19 protein-coding genes are annotated in these 21280 nt (G+C 62.0%); 13 read left to right on the top strand and 6 right to left on the bottom strand.

The window, feature by feature from the left end; all coding sequences use genetic code 11:
- Positions 1-151 precede the first annotated feature (151 nt).
- Both ACO6VD_RS21240 and ACO6VD_RS21235 read left to right on the top strand, forming a co-directional pair.
- Positions 152-841 (top strand): GntR family transcriptional regulator, encoded by a 690-nt coding sequence (locus ACO6VD_RS21240; RefSeq protein ID WP_422421882.1) that lies wholly within the window; start codon positions 152-154, stop codon positions 839-841.
- Positions 842-943: 102 nt separating this feature from the next.
- The gene (locus ACO6VD_RS21235; RefSeq protein ID WP_422421880.1) at positions 944-2140 is read left to right on the top strand and encodes an amidohydrolase family protein; all 1197 of its coding nucleotides are present in this window, start codon (positions 944-946) and stop codon (positions 2138-2140) included.
- 195 nt (positions 2141-2335) lie between these two features.
- Here ACO6VD_RS21235 and ACO6VD_RS21230 read toward each other — a convergent pair whose 3' ends face one another.
- From ACO6VD_RS21230 to ACO6VD_RS21220, 3 genes are all read right to left on the bottom strand, one after another.
- Entirely contained in the window at positions 2336-3385 is a 1050-nt protein-coding gene (locus ACO6VD_RS21230) for an extracellular solute-binding protein (protein ID WP_422421888.1), read from the bottom strand.
- Between the two features lie 41 nt (positions 3386-3426).
- Positions 3427-4539 (bottom strand): agmatine deiminase, encoded by a 1113-nt coding sequence (aguA, locus tag ACO6VD_RS21225; protein ID WP_422421879.1) that lies wholly within the window; start codon positions 4537-4539, stop codon positions 3427-3429.
- A 93-nt stretch (positions 4540-4632) separates the two neighbouring features.
- The gene (locus tag ACO6VD_RS21220) at positions 4633-5520 is read right to left on the bottom strand and encodes a LysR substrate-binding domain-containing protein (protein WP_422415144.1); all 888 of its coding nucleotides are present in this window, start codon (positions 5518-5520) and stop codon (positions 4633-4635) included.
- A 155-nt stretch (positions 5521-5675) separates the two neighbouring features.
- Here ACO6VD_RS21220 and ACO6VD_RS21215 point away from each other — a divergent pair, with 155 nt between their 5' ends.
- A complete protein-coding gene (locus tag ACO6VD_RS21215; RefSeq protein WP_422421877.1) occupies positions 5676-6887 on the top strand; it encodes a diguanylate cyclase in 1212 nt (403 codons plus the stop codon).
- On the opposite strand, the gene ACO6VD_RS21210 is transcribed toward ACO6VD_RS21215, so the two are convergent.
- Positions 6829-7689, bottom strand: a complete 861-nt coding sequence (locus tag ACO6VD_RS21210; RefSeq protein WP_422421875.1) for a LysR family transcriptional regulator — start codon at positions 7687-7689, stop codon at positions 6829-6831. The two genes, ACO6VD_RS21215 and ACO6VD_RS21210, sit on opposite strands and share 59 nt — an antisense overlap.
- A 227-nt stretch (positions 7690-7916) precedes the next feature.
- Between ACO6VD_RS21210 and ACO6VD_RS21205 the strand changes: the two genes are divergently transcribed.
- Positions 7917-9380, top strand: coding sequence for a flavin monoamine oxidase family protein (locus ACO6VD_RS21205; RefSeq protein WP_422421873.1), 1464 nt, complete (start codon positions 7917-7919; stop codon positions 9378-9380).
- Positions 9381-9415: 35 nt separating this feature from the next.
- Here the strand turns inward: ACO6VD_RS21205 and qhpR are convergent, their stop codons facing one another.
- Positions 9416-10426, bottom strand: a complete 1011-nt coding sequence (gene qhpR, locus ACO6VD_RS21200) for an AraC-like transcriptional regulator QhpR (RefSeq protein ID WP_422421871.1) — start codon at positions 10424-10426, stop codon at positions 9416-9418.
- A gap of 219 nt (positions 10427-10645) precedes the next feature.
- Between qhpR and ACO6VD_RS21195 the strand changes: the two genes are divergently transcribed.
- From ACO6VD_RS21195 to ACO6VD_RS21160, 8 genes are all read left to right on the top strand, one after another.
- A complete protein-coding gene (locus ACO6VD_RS21195) occupies positions 10646-12088 on the top strand; it encodes an arylsulfatase (RefSeq protein ID WP_422421869.1) in 1443 nt (480 codons plus the stop codon).
- Between the two features lie 117 nt (positions 12089-12205).
- Positions 12206-12577: a c-type cytochrome gene (locus ACO6VD_RS21190; protein WP_422421868.1), complete on the top strand. Its 372-nt coding sequence runs from the start codon at positions 12206-12208 to the stop codon at positions 12575-12577.
- 86 nt (positions 12578-12663) lie between these two features.
- Positions 12664-14451: a DUF1302 domain-containing protein gene (locus tag ACO6VD_RS21185; RefSeq protein ID WP_422421866.1), complete on the top strand. Its 1788-nt coding sequence runs from the start codon at positions 12664-12666 to the stop codon at positions 14449-14451.
- 20 nt (positions 14452-14471) lie between these two features.
- The gene (locus tag ACO6VD_RS21180; protein ID WP_422421865.1) at positions 14472-15839 is read left to right on the top strand and encodes a DUF1329 domain-containing protein; all 1368 of its coding nucleotides are present in this window, start codon (positions 14472-14474) and stop codon (positions 15837-15839) included.
- A 119-nt stretch (positions 15840-15958) separates the two neighbouring features.
- Complete coding sequence (locus tag ACO6VD_RS21175; RefSeq protein ID WP_422421864.1) at positions 15959-16408, top strand: multidrug/biocide efflux PACE transporter; 450 nt, start codon at positions 15959-15961, stop codon at positions 16406-16408.
- A 103-nt stretch (positions 16409-16511) separates the two neighbouring features.
- Entirely contained in the window at positions 16512-17801 is a 1290-nt protein-coding gene (locus ACO6VD_RS21170; RefSeq protein WP_422421862.1) for an NAD(P)/FAD-dependent oxidoreductase, read from the top strand.
- A gap of 12 nt (positions 17802-17813) precedes the next feature.
- Entirely contained in the window at positions 17814-18371 is a 558-nt protein-coding gene (locus tag ACO6VD_RS21165) for a helix-turn-helix domain-containing protein (RefSeq protein WP_422421860.1), read from the top strand.
- Positions 18372-18394: 23 nt separating this feature from the next.
- Complete coding sequence (locus tag ACO6VD_RS21160) at positions 18395-19747, top strand: glutamine synthetase family protein (protein ID WP_422421859.1); 1353 nt, start codon at positions 18395-18397, stop codon at positions 19745-19747.
- Positions 19748-19806: 59 nt separating this feature from the next.
- On the opposite strand, the gene ACO6VD_RS21155 is transcribed toward ACO6VD_RS21160, so the two are convergent.
- The gene (locus ACO6VD_RS21155; RefSeq protein ID WP_422421857.1) at positions 19807-20223 is read right to left on the bottom strand and encodes a bleomycin resistance protein; all 417 of its coding nucleotides are present in this window, start codon (positions 20221-20223) and stop codon (positions 19807-19809) included.
- Between the two features lie 71 nt (positions 20224-20294).
- Between ACO6VD_RS21155 and yghU the strand changes: the two genes are divergently transcribed.
- Complete coding sequence (gene yghU / locus ACO6VD_RS21150; RefSeq protein WP_422421855.1) at positions 20295-21134, top strand: glutathione-dependent disulfide-bond oxidoreductase; 840 nt, start codon at positions 20295-20297, stop codon at positions 21132-21134.
- Positions 21135-21280 lie beyond the last annotated feature (146 nt).

Below are 21280 nucleotides of genomic sequence, written 5' to 3'. Positions count from 1 at the left end.
ATAGGGAAAGCATCGCGGGGCAATCCCCCTCCGGCGGTTCCCGGCGGGAGCGGGCTTGCCCCGCGATTGACCTGATCATTTTCACCACGAAACTTTTGGTCACCGCGCATTTCCGGCATGCTGGGGCCATCAAGGAATTACGGAGCTGGTAATGACGGAAAAACTCCCCGCATCGACCGTAGAGCGTGTCTACCTGGGGGTCCACGAGGCAATCAGAAAACGCACCCTGCGTCCCGGCATGAAACTGGGCGAGTCCTCACTGGCGGAACTGTTCAAGGTCAGCCGCACCTCCGTGCGCGCCGCGCTCAAGCAACTGGAAGGCGATGGCCTGGTGTCCACCGAGCTGAACAAGGGCGCCTGGGTGTCACTGCCCAGCGATGAAGACATCCGTTCAGTGTTCGAAACCCGGCGTCTGATCGAGATAGGTATCGTCACCGAGCTCTGCCGCCGCGCGGACAAAAGCCTGCTGCAGCCGCTGCGCCTGCATGTGGCGGAAGAAGAAGCGGCTGCCGATGCCGGCGACCACGCCCGCTATGTCAACCTGCTGGGCGAGTTCCACCTGCGCCTGGCCGAAGTGCTGGACAATCCGGTGCTGCTCGACTGGTTCCGTAAATTGATCGAACGCGGCTCGCTGTACGCCTCCACCCTCGACGACGAACGCCACGAGGCTTGTCGCGGCAACGAACACCTGCGCCTGATCGAGTGCCTCGAAGCCGGCGATCAGTCAGCGGCCATCGAACTGGTATGTACCCACTTGAGCGGCATCGAGGAGGCGATCCTCAAAGCCACCCACAACCTCAAGGCCGACTACCACCCGCTCAAGCACTTGATCGGCGGCTGAACCCTGGGCATTCACGAATCCACTGCTATCGATCCCGATATTTAATTGGCCGATACCCTGCCACTTTTATAGGGTACGCAGCCTCAGCAAAGAGGTCGTGAAATGATTGATCGTGTGTTCGTCAATGCCGTCGCCGCCGACGGCAGTCCGCTGTCCCTGGCCGTCGCCGATGGCCGTATCGCTCGTCTGGGGGCCGATATTGGTGCCATCGAAGGTGTGGAGCGTATCGACCTGGGTGGGCAACTGTTGCTGCCGGGTTTCGTCGATGGCCATATCCACCTGGACAAAAGCTTTGTCGGCGACCGCTGGCATCCGCACCAGGCGGTCGGCAGCCTGCGTGAGCGCCTGGCCGTGGAAAAACGCCTACTGGCCCTGGCGCCGTCGATCGTCGAACGTGCCGATGCGTTGATCAGCCAGGCTGTGTCGTTCGGCACGGTTGCGATGCGCAGTCATGTCGATGTCGACGCCACCACCGGTTTGACCAATCTGCACGCGGTGATGGAAGCGCGCGAGAAGTGGCGCGGCATCGTCGACATTGAACTGGTGGCCTTCCCCCAGGCCGGGGTGATGTCCTGTCCGGGCACTGCCGATGTGCTGGAAGCCGCCATCCGTGACGGCGTCGAGGTGATCGGCGGCATTGACCCGACCACCCTCGATGGCGACGCCGAAGGTCAGCTGGAGGTGGTGTTCGGGATCGCCGAACGTCACGGGGTAAAAGTCGACATCCACCTGCATGAACCGGGCCTGCAAGGCGTCGAGCAACTGCAACGGATCGCTGCCCGTACCTGCGCCGCAGGGCTGCAGGGACGTGTAAGTGTCAGTCATGCCTATGCCCTCGGTCAGGTGCCCGAGGACGTGCTCGAACGCATTGCGCAAACCCTTGCCGAGGCCAGGGTCTCGATCATGACCAATGCCCCCGGCGATCATGCCTTCCCGCCTATCCTGCGCCTGCGCGCCGCCGGCGTGAACGTGTTCACCGGCAACGACAATATTCGCGATGCCTGGTGGCCCTACGGCAACGCCGACATGCTCCAGCGCGCCATGCTGATTGGTTACCGCTCGGGCTTCTACAGCGACGAAGAGCTGAACGTTGCCTTGGCCATGGCCACTTCGGCGGGTGCGGCGGTGATGGAGAAACACGACTATGGACTGAAGGTGGGCAATGACGCGACCTTCATCGTGGTCAAGGCACCCAATGCTGCTGCCGCCGTTGCCGCAGCGCCCGCCGAGCGGCGTCTGGTGCGGCGTGGCGAGCTGCAGCCCGCACCGATCGGTCTGCAGTTCGAGAAACACGCTTAGTCTCCAACAGACTTCAGCCCGGAACACCGCAACCTGTAGGAGCGGATTTATCCGCGATGGACCGCAGCGCGGGCCCAAAAGATGGGCCTGCTGCGCAGGCCATCGCGGATAAATCCGCTCCTACAGTTGAGCCAGTTTCCATAGATTGAGCTGCACCCCAAAAGTCCTACATCAACTCAACATCCGGGTCTGTCCTCAGGTCCCGGATTTGAGCCGGCTGAAGGCGCGGGTCAGTTCACGGTTGAAGGCCTTGCTGTTGTCATTCTTGCTGTACAGCCGTGCCCGTACCGCAGCGGGTGGATAGGTCCCGGGATCATTGCGAATCGCCGGCTCCACCAGCGCGTCGGCCGCCGTAATGGCGTTGGCGTACTGGATGTTGTTGGTGATCGGCGCGATCACCTCCGGGCGCATCAGGTAATCCATCAACTCCAGGGCTGCCTCGGGGTGCGGTGCATCCTTGGGAATCACCAGCGCATCCAGCCAGATCAAGGTGCCTTCACGGGGAATGCTGAAGGCAAGGTCAACCGCTTTGCCGGCTTGCTGCGCCTGATTGCGCGCAATGGCAACGTTGCCATTCCACGACATGGCCAGGCAGGTCTCACCGTTGGCCAGGTCGTTGATGTTGCGGTCGTTGTCAAAGTAGCGAATGTACGGCCGCACCTTTTGCAACAAGGCCTCGGCCTGGCGCAGGTCTTCGATGCGCTGCCGGTTGATGTCCAGGCCCAGGTAACGCATGGCCGCAGCGAACACCTCGTTGGGGTCGTTGAGCAGGCTTACCCCGCAACTGGCAAACTTCGACACCACCTCGGGATCGAACAACATCGCCCAACTGTCGAGCGGCGCCGAGGGCAAGCGGGCGTCCACGGCCTGCTTCTGGTAGCCGACGCCCGTGGTGCCCCAGGCATAGGTGCCGGCGTAGCGGTTGTCCGGGTCGAACACCGCCATATGCTGACGGAATTCGCTGCCAATCCCGGCAAGGTGCGGCAGCCGCGCCTTGTCCAGCGGCTGCAGCGCCCCGCTGCTGATCGCCCGCGACAGATGCTGGCCGGCGGTGAGCACCAGGTCATAACCACTGCGGCCGGTGAGCAGTTTAGTCTCCACGGTTTCCAGCGAGTCGAAGTGATCGGCAACCACACGGATGCCGGTACTTTTCTCGAAGTTGGCCAGGGTATCCGGGGCCAGGTACTCGCCCCAGATATACAGGTTCACGGTCGGTTGCTCATTGGCGGCCAGCGCCTGCGTCATACCGCACGCCAGCGCCAGGGCGAGGCCACAGGCGCGCAGGTTCATGAGGTTTTTCCCCCGGCATATTGCGGCATGGTGATACAAGCGACGTTGCCACCGCCGAGCAGGATCTCGCGGGAATTCTCGATACCGATGATGCGGTGGCCCGGGAACAGTTCGGCCAGGGTCGCCTGGGCCACGCTGTCGTTGCGGTCACCGAACAGCGGTACAACGATGGCCGAGTTACCCGCATAGTAGTTGATGTACGACGCGCAGATTTTCGTCCCGGCCTGGCGCAGGTGGGTGCCGTCGATCTGGTCCAGGCCCGCGGCTTCTTCAGCGGTCCACTCCAGCACATCAGGTTGGGGCAGCTTGTGCACCTTGAGTTCGCGACCGCGGCTGTCGCGGGTGCTGCGCAGGATGTCGTAGGCCTCTTGATAGATCTCCCACTGCGGGTCGTCGCGGTTGTCGGTCCATTGCAGCACCACCTCACCGGGGCGGACAAAGCAGGCCAGGTCATCGACGTGGCCATCGGTCTCGTCGAACTTGCAGCCACGCGGCAGCCAGATCACCTGCTCGGCGCCGAGGTAATCCTGAAGACGCCGCGTGACTTCCTCCTTGCCCAGATGCGCGTTGCGGTTGCGATTGAGCAGGCACTGTTCAGTGGTCAGCAGGCTACCCTGGCCGTCGCTCTGGATACCGCCCAGCTCGGCAATCAGCGGCGCGCGGTAGCGGTCGAGTTTTTCGATTTCGAGAATCTTCTGGGCAATCTGGTCGTCCTTGTCCCAGGGGTAATACAGGCCGCCGTCGAGACCGCCGTAGGCATTGAACTCGAAGTCGACACCGCGCACTTCACCGCTGGCATCGTTGACCACAAAGCAGGCGCCACTGTCGCGGAACCAGGTGTCGTTGCAGGTCATCTCCACCACCCGTACCTGGGCTGGCAGCAGGCGCCGGGCGTTGGCGTACTGGGCGGCCGAAGCGCAGACGGTAACCGGCTCGCTCGAGGCGATGGCGCTGACGATATCGACCCAGACCTTTTGCGCAGGCTTGGCACCGTTGCGCCAGACATCCGGGCGCTCAGGCCAGCCAAGCCAGCAGCCGGCCTTGTTCTCGAACTCGCCGGGCAGGCGGAAACCATCAGCTTTGGGAGTGGTAGTGAGCGAACGCGCCATGGACAACCTCTGCATTGGGTGGGGATAGCTGCACGCTACGCCGCCCGGCCTCAGGCTTCCAACGATGAAAACTCAGCGATTGATGAATTGAATTCAGGGTTCGCTGATCTGAGTGGTGAACCATTCTATGAAGTCGGCGACCGCGCCGCGCTCCAGGCGCAAGCGTTCGCACACCAGCGCATATTGGCCCATGGCCGCGACACTGGCGGCGAACGGCCGTACCAGTCGACCGCTGACCAGGTCCGCCTGACAGGTGAGGTTATCGCCCATGGCCACGCCCTGCCCCAGTGCCGCCGCCTCCAGGGCCAGCGCCGCGTGGGGAAAATACAGCTGGCGGCCGGGTTGGGCGTCTTCGGCATGGGTGGCGAGCCAGGCGGTCCAGGTCTTGCCGTCCTGATCGTCGTGCAGTAGGCAGTGACGCACCAGGTCGCGAGGACGCTTCAGCCCACCGAGGTTGAACAGCCCGGGGCTGCACACCGGGAAGAACTGCAACAGCGGCAAGGGCCGGACGAAATGGGTGCTGGCGTCCAGCGGGCTGGTACCGTAAGTGATGGCGATATCGACGTCAGCCGCCGGTGCCCCGGCATCGATGGGTTGCTCGTGCAGGTGCAAGGTAATGTGTGGATAGCGACTGCTGAAGTCGGCCAGCCGCGCCACCAGCCACTTCTGTGCCAGCTCCGCAGTGACCGCCAGGCGCAGCACGGCCTGGGACGCCGGGTCGCGCAGTTCATCACAGGCTTTGCCGATCAGTTCAAAAGCTTGTTGCAGGTGTTGCAACAGCCGCCCTGCTTCACTGGTCAGGCGCACCTGGCGGCCTTCGCGGACGAACAACTCGACGCCGAGTTGCTCCTCCAGCTGGCGAATCTGATGGCTCACCGCACTGTCGGTGACACACAGTTCGGCGGCGGCGCGGCCGAAATGGCCATGGCGGGCGGCGCATTCGAAGGTGCGCAAGGCGGTCAGTGAAGGCAATCGACGCATCGCAAACTCGCTGATCTGGAATCGCCCAGCAGCATAGCTGAAGTGACCGGCGAAGGCAGCGCCATGCTGGCAATGTACCATCTGCTCGGCTAGCATGCCGCTGAAAACCGGCACTGGCCGGTGGGCCGCAAGGCCGCCTGCGGAGAGCGATACACGTGCTGCTGAGCATCCCCACCCTGTTGCTGGTGGCCATCTTTATCTTCAGCCTGATGGGCCTGCTGACCTTGCATGCCTGGAGCCGCGGCGTACGCGAACAGACCCTCGGCTACCTGGGTGGCATGCTGTTGCTCGCGGCCCTCGGGGTGGCGCTGATCAGCCTGCGCGGGCTAGCCCCGAACTTCATTGCCCTGGTGCTGGCCAATGTTGTGCTGCTGCTCAGCGCAGCGATGAACTGGACGGCCATGCGCGTGTTTGGTGGGCGTGCGCCCCACTGGCCAGGTATCTTCGCCGGGCCACTGCTCTGGTTGCTGTGGGGCGTCATCCCCGGTTTTTATGACGACCTTGGCCTGCGCGTCACGTTGTACTCGCTGTTGGCCACCTGCTACGGCGTGCTCTCGGTGTTCGAGCTGTGGCGCAACCGCCAGCGCCTGGAAGCCGCCTACCTCCCCGCCCTGCTCCTTATCCTGGTGCATACCGGCTTCTACGCAGTGCGCACCCTCGCCGACCACGGTGTATCGCTGGAACAGGCGATGGCCAGCAATGGCCGCGGCACCGCATTCTTTTCCTTCATGCTGTTCGAGTCGATGCTCTACGCCATCGGTATCGCCTACGTCACCCTGGCGATGGTCCGCGAGCGCGCCGAACTCAAGTTCAAGGCGGCGGCCTATGCCGACCCGCTGACCGGCATCGGCAATCGCCGGGCGTTTCTGTCTCACGGTGAGCGGTTGCTGGCCGAATGCAAGCGACGAGGCGAACCGGTCACCCTGTTGCTGTGCGACCTGGATAATTTCAAGCGTCTCAACGACAGCTATGGTCACCAGACCGGCGACCAGGCACTAGTTGCCTTCAGCCAGGTCGCTAGCCAGCGCATTCGCCAGGAGGATGTGCTCGGTCGCATCGGCGGCGAAGAGTTTGCCTGCTTGCTGGCCAATACCGACGAGCACAGCGCGCGGCTCGTCGCCCAGCGTATCTGCGACAGCTTCCATGCGTTGCCGCTACTGGCGCCAGGGCTGTTGAGTGTGAGTATCGGCATCGCCAGCAGCCAGGCCGGTGAGCATGATCTGGCGCGGTTACTGTCGATGGCTGACCACGCGCTCTATGCGGCCAAGGATCAAGGCCGCAACCGTGTGCAGGTCTATCAGGGGCCTGTCAGTGCTCCCGCGCCAACCAGTCCAGCAGCCACAAACCAGCCGGCCCCGGCGGAGTAAGTCGCGACCACGCCGCATCCACGGCAATTGGACGTGGCCAGCCACCCAGGCACAGCTCCACCAACTGGCCGTGGCCGTACTGCTGCACAAGACCGTGAGGCAGCTCGGCCCAACCAAAGCCTTGTTCGGTCATTTCCAGCAGCAACAGGTAGTCCGGTGCCGACCAGACCCGTCCCTGGGGCTTGTTCTCACTGTCGGTGTAGGTATTGAGGTACAGCTGACGATGACTCGCCAGGTGCGCCTGCGTAGGCTCCTGCAACGCAGCCAGCGGATGTTCGCGGACAACGAAAATGCCCATCTGCGCCTGCTTCGGCAATCGGCGCACGGCGATGTCGGGCGGATAACTCGCCTGCGCCGCCAGCAACCCCAGGTGCGCCCGGCCGCTCTGCAGCAAGCCCAGAACATCCCCCGCCTCAGCAATCATGCATTCAAGCTCAATGTCCTGATAACGCTGCTCGAATTGATGCATGACCTGATTGTCCGGGGTGAGCTGATACATGTCCGAGAGCACGATAGTCAGCCGCGGCTCGACGTTATCGGCCAGACGGATACTCAATTCGTCAAGTCGCTCACTGGCGGCGAGGATTTCCTGGACATGCCCCAGCACCTTGCGTCCGGCCTCGGTGAGCACCGGCTGACGGGCCTGACGGTCGAACAGGCTGACGCCCAGGTCGGCCTCAAGGTTGGCGATCGCGGCGCTGATGGTCGACTGGCTTTTGCGCAACTTGCGCGCCGCCGCCGAGAACGAGCCAAGGGCAACGGCTTCGACAAAAGCGTGTAGAGCTTCGGGGGAATAGCGCATGGGTCCATCGCTTTTATCGATTGAATGCTTTTTTAACATAAGCAAAAAAACGATGACAATCCCTCCTTCGATCTCAGCACGCTGTCCTGTCATGGCCTGATACAACAGCGTTGAACGATGGCACTCGATGGCAAAAGCTTGGCGTCAGCCGACAATCGAATCACACCAACATCAGGCAGGCTGCCGAAAACCTCAGCAACATCGCCATCAGAGTAAAAGGTGTGGGAATGGACAAGAACAATAATGCAGACGTCAGCCGCCGCAGGTTTCTACGCAACGCAGGCGTAGTCGGTGCCGCAGGCGCGGTAGCAACAGTGGTCGCCGCGCCGAATGGTATGGCGATGGCCGATGAACCGCGACAAACCAGTCGCCGCGCCGACTGCGACTACGACGTCATTGTGATCGGTGGCGGATTTGCCGGTGTGACTGCCGCACGCGACTCCATGAAGAACGGCTACAAGACCCTGCTGCTGGAGGCGCGCAACCGCCTTGGCGGGCGTACCTTCAGCAGTGAGTTCGCCGGCCACAAGATCGAACTTGGCGGCACCTGGATACACTGGAGCCAGCCATTCGTGTGGAGCGAGGTACAGCGCTATGGCCTGAAGCTCAAGGAAACCCCGGAACCCTTTGTCGAAGACAAACAGACCATCTACGTGCTTCACGATGGCAAACGCATCGAACTCAAGGGCGAGGACCTGGGCACCGTCGCTCAGGCTGTCAACGCCTACTTCGCGGAGGGCCGAAAACTGTGGGAGCGCCCGTACGATGCCAAGCACACATGGGAGGCGTTGCTCGCCGTCGACAGCATGACGGCTGCCGATCGTTATGCGCAGATCAAACTCACACCCTTGCAACGCACCATTGTCGATGCCTACGTCGCCGGTGCCGCCCACTCGACGAGCGACCGCGCCTCCTACGCTGACGTATCGCGGTGGTGGTCGTTGCCGGGCTGGGATCTGTCATTGTTCGTTGATTCGCTTGGTCACTACACGTTCAAGGACGGTACCGTCAGCCTGATCAACGCCATGATCGATGATGGCAAACCTGAGGTACGCCTTTCCTCGCCGGTAACCAAGGTCGAGGACCAGGGGAATCGCGTACTGGTTACCACCCAGCAGGGCGACACTCTCTCTGCGGCTGCGGTGATCATCGCCGTGCCGATGAACGTGTTGCCGCGCATCGCCTTCAGTCCTGCGCTCGATCCTGCACTGGTGGCGGCGGCGAAGGAAGGCCACACCGGCAGCGGTATCAAAGTGTTCGTGCGTACCAAGGGCAAGCTGCCCACCGATGGCAAGATGCTCGGCATTGCCGATTCGACACAGCCGCTCAATCTATTGGTCACCTACGCCAAGGCAGAGGACCACACTATATTCGTCGGTTTTGGCAGTGACCCCGGCAAGCTCGATATTCAGGACCGTGACGCCGTGCAGCAGGTTGTCAGTTCGTTCTTCCCGGGCATGGAAGTGCAAGAGTGCTATGGCTATGAATGGACGCTCGACCCTTATTCCAAGGGTACTTACTGCAGCTACAGGCCGAACTGGCTAGGCAAGTACTACGACCATTTCCAGAAGGACCGCGGCAGGGTGGTGTTTGGCCAGGGTGACCATGGCGAAGGCTGGCGCGGCTTCATCGATGGCGCCATCAGTGCTGGCAGCCTGGCCGCCAAACGCACGCAAACGCTACTGGGCTGATGCCGAGCGCCGGTGGTCGCTCAAACGGCCATCGGCTACTGTTGGTACTGCTGACGATAGTCCCGCGGCGTCAAGCCGGTCCAGCGCCGAAACGCCCGGGTAAAAGAGCTGGCCTCGTAGTACCCCAGGCGCATTGCAATTTCGGTCAGGCTCAATGAAGAGTGACGGACCAGATCCAGCGCCCTGGCCTGGCGAACTTCCTCGACCAGTTCGTTGAACTCCACATTCAGCTCACTGAGCCGGCGTTGCAGCGTGCGTTTGCTCATGCACAGCTGCGAAGCGACCTCTTCCAGCGCCACTTTGCCGCCTTTGAGATCGGTTTCGATTGCCAGGCTGATGCGCATGGCCAGATCGTTGTCGGCAACGCGTCGCTTGCGTTGTTCCTCCAGTCCCGGCAGCAGCGCCTGAAACAAGCGCGGGTCGGCCGTCACCAAGGGTTCGTCGAGCATCGCCGCTGGCCAGACCAGCGCGTTGCTGGACTGCTCAAAGCGCACCGGACACTGGAACGCCTGGCGGTGCAACGCCGTGCTGGCCGGTTGCGGATGGGCAAAATCAACGCGTGCCAGCGAAAAACGGCCCGCAGTGCATTCCATCAATCGCGTATACAGCACGGCCAGCGCATATTCGGCATCCTGGCGGCGCTCGGTGATACTGGGGTCGGTCAGGCGATAGCAGATCTCCAGATGACTGCCACGCACCTGCCAGGTCAGTTCATTGGCCTGGGCGTGGACTACCATGTAGCGGCTGCCAAAATCCAGCATCGCACGCACGCTCGAAGCGCTACGTGCGGCATGCCCGAAGCCACCCAGCAGAATGTCGCCAGGTGCCCCTGCGAGCAGACCGAGCCCCATGCGCAAGCCCAGATCGGGGTCCAATTGCGCCGCAGCAACCTCCAGCAAGGCGTTGTACTTGCTCAGCGGGATAATCACGTCGGGGCGTTCAAGTACTTCAGGAGCCAGCCCTACCACACCGAGAAACGGCCGGAACAGGTCTGCGTGACGCAGCAGCAAAGCCTCAGTGTACACGGTGTAGTTCAAGCGAGACATAGTCGTTGCGCTCCTCGGACTGCCCATTCCTTTGCGGCCAATTGTCGGTAGATAACGACAATGCCACGGTGCAATACAGATTGCACTGGGCTTGGCAGCCGCGGACGGCTCTTGGCGCAAATGGCGCCGAATGGCAAAACATTGGCACCACCGGGAAAGCACACAAGTGATGGCTGTACGACTGTGCTGCGCATACCTTGCCGTTGCCCTGGAGCTCCGATGAACACCCGACTGCCGTTCCTGCTGCTGAGTATGCTGCTGAGCCTTTCCTGCCTGGCCGAACCGGCCAGGCCCAACATCGTCCTGATCCTGGTCGACAACCTCGGCTACGGCGAGCTGGGTGTCTACGGCGGCGGCATCTTGCGTGGCGCCGAGACGCCACGCATCGATCAGCTGGCCAACGAGGGTATACGGCTCACCAACTTCAACGTAGAGGCGCAATGTACACCGTCGCGTTCAGCGCTGATGACCGGCCGTTTTCCGCTTCGCTCGGGGACATATCGTGTGCCTAGCGCCGGCGCGTCGGATGGGCTGACCCTGTGGGAAGTAACCCTGGCCGAGCTGCTTTCCGCCCGCGGTTATGCCACGGGAATCTGGGGTAAATGGCATCTGGGCAGCAGTAATGCACGCCTGCCCACGCAGCAAGGCTTCGACGAGTTCTATGGCCTGCCTCGCACCTATGACGAAGCCATCTGGAGCCATGCCGACGACACCGACGGCCTGTGGCCGGCAATGGGCAGCAAGCAAGGTTGGGACGAAACGCTGGTACCTGCCCAGCCCATTTATGACGCCCGTCGCGATGAACCACCACAGAAAGTGAAAAAACTCGATCTCGCCAGCCGGCGCACCCTGGATGAGGAAATTACCGATCGCGCAAGCGCATTCATCAAACGCAACGCCGAAGCCGGCAAACCATTCTTCGCCTTTGTCTCGTTTTCTCTGATGCACATGCCGACGCAACCGAATCCGGCCTTCGCCGGCAAAACCGGCAACGGCTCCTGGGCCGACGCCCTGGCAGAGATGGATTACCGCACCGGCCAGTTGCTCGACACGCTGAAGCAGGCTGGCATCGCCGACAACACCTTGGTGGTGTTCGCCAGTGATAATGGCGGCGAGGCCACTCTACCGTGGGCGGGGGCCAACGGGCCCTGGCGCGGCACTTATTTCACCGCCATGGAAGCGTCGTTGCGTGCGCCGTTCATTCTGCGCTGGCCAGGGCAAACACCGGCAGGCATGGCCAGCAACGAGATCGTGCACATCACTGACCTGTACACCACCCTCGCCCACGTCGGCGGCGCGCAAATCCCCACGGACCGTGCCATAGACGGCGTAGACCAGCTGGCTTTTCTCACCGGCAAACAGCCAAATTCCAATCGCGAAGGCTTCCCGGCCTATGTTTCCGACCGACTGTCGGCGGTCAAATGGCGCAACTGGAAGCTGCACTTTTTCCAACAGGAGCACATGCTCGATCCCGCCTTGCCACTTCCGGTCCCGCGTTTGCACAACCTGCTGACCGATCTGCGCGAAGAACGCAACGTGATCATCGAGAACTCCTGGGTACTGCACCCGGCAATGCGCGTCGTCAATGATTTCAAGGCCAGCCTTAAACAGTACCCGCCGATCGAGCCCGGTACGCCTGACCCGTACACCCCGCCACAGTAACCATCGCAGCGCACCCGATTGGCACGCCATGACAAGTCGCTGGCGCGCCACGGCGATTCAAAAAACCTTCCCGCTGCCACTTTAGCGCTACCCGAAACGCAGCACTAAGGAACCTTAATGCCCCCTCTTCTACGCCCATTGGCCACAGCCTTCGCCCTGGCCCTGAGCCTGCCCGTCCTGGCTGCCGAGTGCGATGAGCAAGCCGGCCAGAAAGTCTTTCAGACCAAATGCAGCGCCTGCCACGCCCTCGACGCCGACCGCGTCGGACCGCACCTGGCCGGTGTGGTAGGCCGGCCTGTTGGTTCGGTGCCCGGTTTCAATTACTCAAGCGACCTGGCCGGCGCCAAGCACGAATGGAATGCGCAACTGATCGACCGCTGGCTGACCGCACCCGCGCAGCTGTTCCCGGAAACGACCATGGCCTTCAGTGGCCTGCGCAACGTTGAGGAACGACAGGCTGTGCTGTGTTTTCTGCAGCAGCACAGCTAGCCACCGCCAGCAATCGCGCAGCGATCAGAACCAGCAAGCGAGTAAACGGGCTTGCCACGGTGACAATAACAATAAGGAAACACCCCATGCGCACCACCCACTTCCAGCATTTGATGCTGGCTACCGCACTTTCAGCAGGCCCCTTCAGCGAAGCATTCGCCGTGTCTTTCAGCGCTGGCGAACTTCAGGGGCAATTCGACTCGGCGCTGTCGATCGGCTCCAGTTGGTCGACCCAGAGTCCCAGCAACAAACTTATCGATAGCAGCAATGGCGGCCGAGGTTTTTCATCATCCGGCGATGACGGCCGGCTGAACTTCAAGAAAGGCGAAACCTTCTCGAAAATCTTCAAGGGCGTGCACGACCTGGAGCTGAGCTACGGCGACACCCGGGCTTTTGTGCGCGGCAAATACTGGTACGACTTCGAACTCAAGGACGAGAACCGCCCGTTCAAGCAGATCAGCGATGATGGCCGGGAAATGTCGGCACGTTCCTCTGGCTCGCAAATCCTCGATGCCTTCATTGCCCAACGTTATGAGCTGGCCGGGCACCCCGGTGACGTTCGGGTGGGCAGGCAGGTGGTCAGCTGGGGCGAAAGTCTGTTCATCGGCAACTCGATCAACTCGATCAACCCCCTCGACGTCGCCGCGCTGCGTCGCCCCGGCGCCGAACTCAAGGAGGGGCTGATCCCGGTCAACATGTTCTACTTCTCCCAGGGTATCACCGACAGCCTCAGCCTTGAGGCGTTTTACCAACTGCAATGGAAACCCTATGCACTGGACAACTGCGGCACCTTCTTCGGGGCCGACCCGGTCGCAAAAGGCTGCAACAACAACCTGAACGGCGGTTTGGCCGGGGTTGCACCGCTTGAACCGATCGCCGCAGCGGCAGGACTGGGCTTTGGCATCAGCAGCCCGGAAGGCGTGATCGTACGCCGCGAAAAGAACAACGACCCGCGCGACAGCGGCCAGTACGGCATGGCCTTGCGCTGGCTGGGCGATGGCGTGGAGTACGGCGCGTACTACATCAACTACCACTCGCGAGCGCCACGGTTCAGCCTGCGCACCGCCAGCGGCGTGAGCAACTTCATCAATAACGACCCGGGGTTCGCAGCACTCGCCGACCCTGACCTGCAGTTCGCACTCGGTCTGGCGACCGGCGCCGGCAACACCAGCTACTTTCTCGATTACCCCGAAGACATCCACCTGTATGGCGCCAGTTTCGCCACTGAACTGCCCAGCGGAACGGCATGGAGCGGCGAGATCAGTTACCGCCCCAACGCGCCCATCGGCATCAACACCGCCGACCTGTTCGGGGGTGCGCTGAACCCGACCTTCCGCGCCCTGACCGGGAGCGATATCGAACCGACCGTGCAGGCCGAGGAAGGTCAGGTGCTACAGGGCTGGAAGCGCAAGGAAGTGACCCAGGCCCAGACCTCCTTCCTGCATGTGTTCGACCCGGTGCTGGGCGCGACCTCGCTGAGTGTCGCCGCTGAAGTGGGGCTGACCCACATCGGTGGCCTGGAGTCGCTGGAGAAGCAACGCTACGGCCGCGATTCGGTGTATGGCGACATCACCCAAGGCGGCCGCCACGGCTACTACACCGCAAATTCCTGGGGCTACCGGGTCTTCACCAACCTCAAGTACAGCGATGTATTCGCCGGGGTCAATCTGGTGCCAAACCTGTTCTGGTCACACGACGTAGACGGTTACGGACCGGTATTCAACGAAGGCGCCAAATCCGTCGGCCTGGGCCTCGATGCCGATTACCGCAACACCTATGCCGCCAGCATCAGTTACACCAACAACTTCGGCGGCGACTTCAACACCGACATCGACCGTGATTTTGTCTCGCTCAGCTTCGGCGTGAACTTCTAAGCATCCTCAGGAACACACACATGAAAACCATCCTCAACAAAGGCTGCATCCTCGCACTGAGCTTGCTGACCAGCCAGGCAATGGCCGCTGTCTCCGCCGACGAAGCAGCCCGGCTCGGCACGACCCTGACACCGCTGGGCGCGCAAAAAGAAGGCAACGCCGATGGCAGCATTCCCGCCTGGACCGGAGGGCTGCCCAAAGACGCCGGCAAGGTCGCGTCGAACGGATTTCTGGCCAACCCCTTTGGCGCCGAAAAGCCCCTGTTCGTCATCACCGCCAGCAACGCCGATCAGTATCGGGACAAGCTCACCGAGGGCCAGATGGCCCTGTTCAAACGCTACCCGGCGACCTACCGCATGCCGGTTTATCCCTCCCACCGCTCAGCAACCGTACCTGCCGCGGTGATGCAGGCTGCCCGCAACAGCGCGCTGTATGTGCAGCCCGTCAATGACGGGGATGGCGTGAGCAACTTTGAGAAAAGCGGCTACTACGCGTTTCCGATTCCGAACAATGGCGTTGAAGTGCTCTGGAACCATGTCACCCGCTATGTGGGCGGCAACTACTGGCGCAGCTACATCCAGGTCACTCCGCAAGAGAATGGCGCCTATACCCCGGTCCGTTTCGAGGAAGAGCAAGTGTACCCGGCGCAAGTCGCCGATTTTCCGCCCGAGCGCAAGGGCGGCATCCTCTACATGGTCAAGCAGAAGGTCACCGCGCCAGCGCGCCTGGCCGGTACTGCAGTGCTCGCCCACGAGACCCTCAACCAGACCGTAGAGCCGCGCCTGGCCTGGGTTTACAACGCCGGTCAACGCCGGGTACGGCGAGCCCCGCAGATTGCCTATGACGGCCCGGGCACTGCCTCCGAAGGCTTGCGTACCGCCGATAACCTGGACATGTTCAACGGCGCACCAGACCGCTACGAGTGGACGCTGGTTGGCAAAAAAGAGCTGTATATCCCGTACAACAGCTACGCGCTCGAATCCCCGACGCTCAAATACGACGACATCGTCAAAGCCGGGCATATCAACCCCGACCACACTCGCTACGAGCTGCACCGGGTATGGGAAGTGGTGGCGACGCTCAAGCCGGGCAGCCGCCATGTGTACTCCAAACGGCACATGTACCTGGACGAGGACACCTGGCAGATTGCCGAAGCCGACCACTATGACGGTCGTGGCCAGCTGTGGCGCGTCGCCGAAGGTCATGCGCTTTTCAACTACAGCCAGCAGGCTTCCTATCTGGCAGTCGAGACCCTGTACGACCTGATGTCCGGACGCTATCTGGCGCTGGGTATGCGCAACCAGGAGCCGGGCACCACCAAATATGGCCTGGCCGCGAAGTACTACGACTTCACGCCAGCCGCTTTGCGCACTGACGGCCTGCGCTGAGGTAGTTTCTGGGGGAAACAGCGCATGACTCCATCGCTTTTATCGATGGAACCTATTTTCGACATAAGCGAAAAAACGATGACAATCACGCCATCGAATCCAATCGTTCAGGTGTTGTCATGCGTGTTTCCAACAAATCCTTCGTCGAGCGTATCGTCCACGCCGTAGGCTTCGAGGCCATCGCCGTACTGATCTGTGCCCCGCTCGGCGCCTGGCTGCTCAATCGCTCGATGCTCGAAGTCGGCACCCTGGCGGTGGTGCTGTCGAGCGTGGCGATGCTCTGGAACATGCTCTACAACAGTATGTTCGACCGCTTCTGGCCTGCAGATCGGGTCAAGCGCAGCGTCAAGGTCCGGGCCCTGCATGCCAGCGGTTTCGAGATCGGTTTTGTCGTGATCGGCGTACCGATCGCCGCGCTGATGCTCAACCTGTCGCTGGTGCAGGCGTTCATGCTGGAGATCGGCTTCTTCGTCTTCATGCTGCCCTACACCATGGCCTACAACTGGGGCTATGACCTGCTGCGTCAGCGCCTGCTCAACGCCCGGACGGGCCGGCTGCAAATGCAATAAGCGTTGCCGTGGCAACGCCTTTAAATTCAGGGGGCTTGGACTCGTGAAATTTATCTGGTAGTTTTTCATGAAAATATACCAATAAAAATTCACGAGACTCGCCATGTTCAAGCAATCCGCCCAGCATGTCGCCAGCTACTACGCCCGCACCTACCCCGGTGCCATCCCTTTGCGCCCGACCCTGCACGAACGCCTGGACACCGAGGTGTTGATCATCGGCGCCGGCTTCAGCGGTTTGCACACTGCCTTACGCCTGGCCCTGGCGGGCAAGCGGGTGACGCTGCTGGAGGCCAGCCGTGTGGCCTGGGCAGCCTCCGGGCGCAATGGCGGGCAGGCACTGCTGGGCTGGTCGTGCGACATGCCGCCGCTGGAAAAGGCCCTGGGCCTGGAACGTGCCCGGCAGCTGTGGGACAGCATGTGCTGGGCCGCCGGCGAAATGCGTGAACTCCCCGGCCGCCATGGCTTCGAGGTCGATTACCGCTCCGGTAGTCTGTGGACGGCGGTACTGCCACGGCGGGTCGGCATGCTGCGCGAAGCCCAGCGCGAGGCGGTGGAAAAATGGGGCTACGACAAGCTGCAGTTGATCGAACGCGAGGCCTTGCCGGAGTGGATCGACAGCCCGCGCTACCAGGCCGCGCTCTACGACCCGCAAGGCGCCCACCTCAACCCGCTGAAACTGGCCCAGGGCCTGGCCTCGGCGATTGAAGAGGCCGGTGGCCGCCTGTACGAGCAATCCCGCGTCCTCGATTACCGCGAGACCGCCAACGGCTTTATCGCCCGTACAGAACACGGCGAAGTGCGCAGCGATGTCCTGGTCCTGGCCTGCAATGCCTACATCGACAACCTCGACCGGCAACTGTCACGCCGCCTGCTGCCGGTGGGTTCCTACCAGGTGGCAACCGTTCCCCTGGACCCCGCCTTCGCGCGTTCGCTGCTGCCGCGTAACAGCTGCGTCATCGACAACCAGTTCGTACCGGACTATTTCCGCCTGACCCCGGATCACCGCTTGTTGTTTGGCGGTGGCTGCACCTACCTGGGCGGCATTCCCAACGACGTTGCCGCCGCCACCCGCCCGGTACTTGAGCGTGCCTTCCCGCAGTTGCGCGGAGTGGCCATCGAGCACGCCTGGGGCGGGCATCTGGACTGCAGCCTGCGCCGCACCCCGGACATCGGCCAGCGCGGCCAGCGCTACTGGTTGCAGGGCTTCTCCGGGCATGGCGTACTGCCGACCCTGGCCGGCGCCCGTGCCGTCAGCGATGCCATTCTCGGCGACAGCGAGTTGCTGGCGTTGTACCAGGCCATCGACAACGGCCGCTTCCCCGGCGGCGATTTGCTTGCCGCCCCGCTGGAAGCAGCGGCCAAGGCCTGGTACCGCCTGCGCGACAATCTTTAAGAGGACAGCACCATGGACATGCAGGATGAAATCGAAGGCTTGGCAATCCTGATCCGTGACCTGCGCAAACACCGCAACCTGACGCTGGGCGAACTGGCCCAGCGCATCGACCGCTCGGTGGGCTTTCTGTCCCAGGTCGAACGCGGTCTGTCGCGCCCCACCGTGGCCGACCTGACCGCCATCAGCGAAACCCTGGATGTGCCCACCACCTATTTCTACAACCTGAGCAAACCACGCGAAGTTGACTGGGTCACCCGCCCAGGAGAGCGGCGCACGCTCTACTACGCCGGCGGCATCACCGACGTGCTGGTCTCGCCCAAACTCACCGGCAGTTTCTCCATGCTCGAAAGTCACCTGGCACCCGGCGCCACCAGCGGCGAGGGGCATTTGAACGACAGCTCCGAACAAGGCGGCTTTGTCCTCGAAGGACAGCTGAGCCTGTGGCTCGATGACAGCGAAGCGCCGGTGACCCTGGGCCCCAACGACAGCTTCCAGCTGCCGCCGCACAGCCATTTTCGTTACGCCAACCTCACTGAGCAACCGACACGGGTGCTCTGGGTATTCCGTTGAACCACGCTGCAGGATTGCAATCGATGACAACAACAAAAAGCTTTGCCGATCTGCTCACTGAAGTTCGTGAATTTCGCACCCGATTCCCTGACGTGCGCTATGTCGACCTGATCAGCCTGGACATTCCCGGGCACTTCTATGGCAAGCGCTACCCGATCGACATGCTCGAAAAGGTCGCCGCCGGCAGCCCCTTGAAACTGCCGCAGAACTGCGTGCTGCTAGGCGTCCAGGGCGGCCTGTTCCCGATTGGCGACTACTGCTTCCACGATGGCGACCCGGATGCGCCGCGGCGCCTGATCCCAGGCACGCTGAAACCGGTGCGCTGGGAAAACCAGCCGCTGGGGCAGATGCTGATCAGCTCCGACGGCACCCACGCGCCCATCGAGTTCGAACCGCGGGAAGTGCTCGCCCAGGTCCTGCAGCGCCTGGCGCGTCGCGGCATTCGCCCGGTGGTGGCGTTCGAACTGGAGTTCTACCTGTTCGACCGCAGCCTCAAGGAAGGCCTGCCGCAGTTCCCCCGCGACCCGTTCAGCGATGACCCGGACGACCAGCCGAACATGCACATCGAGCGTTTGTCACGCTACTCCGACGTGTTGCGCGAGATGGTCGAAGCGGCCAACGAGCAAGGCGTGGACGCCAACGTCATCACCGCCGAACTTGGCCCTGGCCAGTTCGAAATCAACTTCGGCCACTGTGATGACGGTCTGCGCGCCGCCGACTGGGCGGCGTTGTTCTGCCGCAGCACCCGTGGCGTGGCGCTCAAGCACGGGATGCGCGCCAGCTTCATGAGCAAGCCGTACCTGGAAGCACCGGGCAGTGGCATGCATGTGCATGTCAGCCTGTATGACCAGGATGGCAACAACCTGCTCGCCGCCGACGACCAGCGCCCCTTGCGCCATGCCGTGGCCGGTTGCCTGGAATTGCTGCCCAGCTGCATGCCGATCTTCGCCGCCAACCACAATGCCATGCGCCGCTACGGCGCCATGGTCAATGCCGCCAGCCGCGCCAGCTGGGGTTTTGAGGATCGCGATGCATGCATCCGCATCCCCGAGTCCGACCCGCGCAACCTGCGCATCGAACATCGCCTCGCCGGTGCCGATGCCAACCCTTACCTGGTGCTGGCCGCGATTCTCAGCGGCATGGAACACGGGCTGGATGCCGCCCGCGAACCCATCGCCCCGCTCAACGAAGATCGCAGCAGCGGCATCGAGTTTCCCAAGGACATGCTCAGTGCCGTCAGTGCCATGCGCCAGCACCCGGTGGTCAACCAGAGCCTGGGCAGCGAGTTCGTGATGGTTTACTGCGAGAACAAGCGCCAGGACCATCTGGCGTTCATGCAGGACATCAGCGCCCGGGAGTATCGCTGGTTCCTTTGATGCCGACAGGAGCAACACGCTCAGGTAGGAGCGGGCCTTGCCCCGCTCCTACAGTCCCCCTATCGCCACCCCAGGTCTTCAGCAAATCGCAGCAAGTACCCATCGGGATCGAGCACCAGAAAATTTCGCTGCCCCCGATGTTGATCGTTGCTACGGTACCAACGCTCCTCAACCGCCTGCCGGAGGGTGTAACCTGCCTGCTCCACGGCGCCTGCCAACGCCAAGGCGTCGGGGCACTCGATGGACAGGTTCATCCCGCGGCCAAACGGCGGCTCCAGCGGGCCGACACGCCAGGGCGATTCGCTGTGCCAGTCCTGCTCGAGCATGATCTGGCTGTTGCCGAAAGACAGAAAGGCGAACTTGTCCTCCGCGCGCTCGTACTCAACGTTGAAGCCCAACACGTCGCAGTAAAAGCGTAGGCTTTGCGTGAGGTCGGAAACGATCAGTTCCGGGACCAGGGCATTCATCTTGAACATGTACTGCTTCCCTTCAGTTATTGGCGAGTCAATCTATCTACAAACCGTTGAGCAAACCAGGAAATTGACCCATGAGCAAAGCACCCTATACCCCGCCCAAGGTCTGGACGCATGACGCACCGTCGGGTGGCGAGTTCGCCAACATCAACCGGCCAGTCGCCGGGCCGACCCATGACAAAGTCCTGCCGGTCGGCAAGCACCCCTTGCAGCTTTATTCATTGGCCACACCCAACGGCGTGAAGGTCACCATCCTCCTCGAAGAACTGCTGGCACTCGGGGTTAGCGCTGCCGAGTACGACGCCTGGTTGATCCGCATCGGCGAAGGCGATCAGTTCTCCAGCGGCTTTGTCGACATCAACCCCAACTCGAAGATTCCGGCGCTGCTGGACCGCAGTGTGGAACCGGCGATTCGCGTGTTCGAGTCCGGCTCGATCCTGCTGTACCTGGCAGAAAAATTCGGCCACTTCCTGCCCCGCGATCCGGCCGGGCGTACCGAAACCCTGAACTGGCTGTTCTGGCAAATGGGTGCGGCGCCGTACCTGGGTGGCGGCTTCGGGCACTTCTATGCCTACGCGCCCGAAAAATACGAATACCCGATAAACCGCTTCACCATGGAAGCGAAACGCCAACTCGATGTGCTGGATCGCCGCCTCAGCGAAAACGCTTACCTGGCGGGCGACGACTACACCATCGCCGATATCGCGATCTGGCCCTGGTACGGCCAGCTGGTGCGCGGCAACCTGTATTCGGCGGGTGAGTTCCTCAATGTGCAGGAATACACCCATGTGCAACGCTGGGCGGAAGAAATCGCCAAACGACCTGCGGTAAAACGTGGGCAACGGGTTAACCGGACCTGGGGCGATGAAGAGAGTCAGGTGCCGGAACGGCATCAGGCGGCGGACCTGGACTGAAGCCTGATCAGATTGGGGGGAGATTGTCCCAAATAACCATTTATGGGGAACTCCCCCCACCCACCGATAAAATCTGCTTATCGCCTTTCGTCGTAACGAAAATCAACTCATTGAATAAATTCAATTTTTTCTTTTAACACCCTCGA

The organism is Pseudomonas sp. GZD-222, assembly GCF_049310525.1.
Taxonomy (GTDB): Bacteria; Pseudomonadota; Gammaproteobacteria; order Pseudomonadales; family Pseudomonadaceae; genus Aquipseudomonas.
This window is presented reverse-complemented; position numbering and strand designations above follow the sequence as displayed.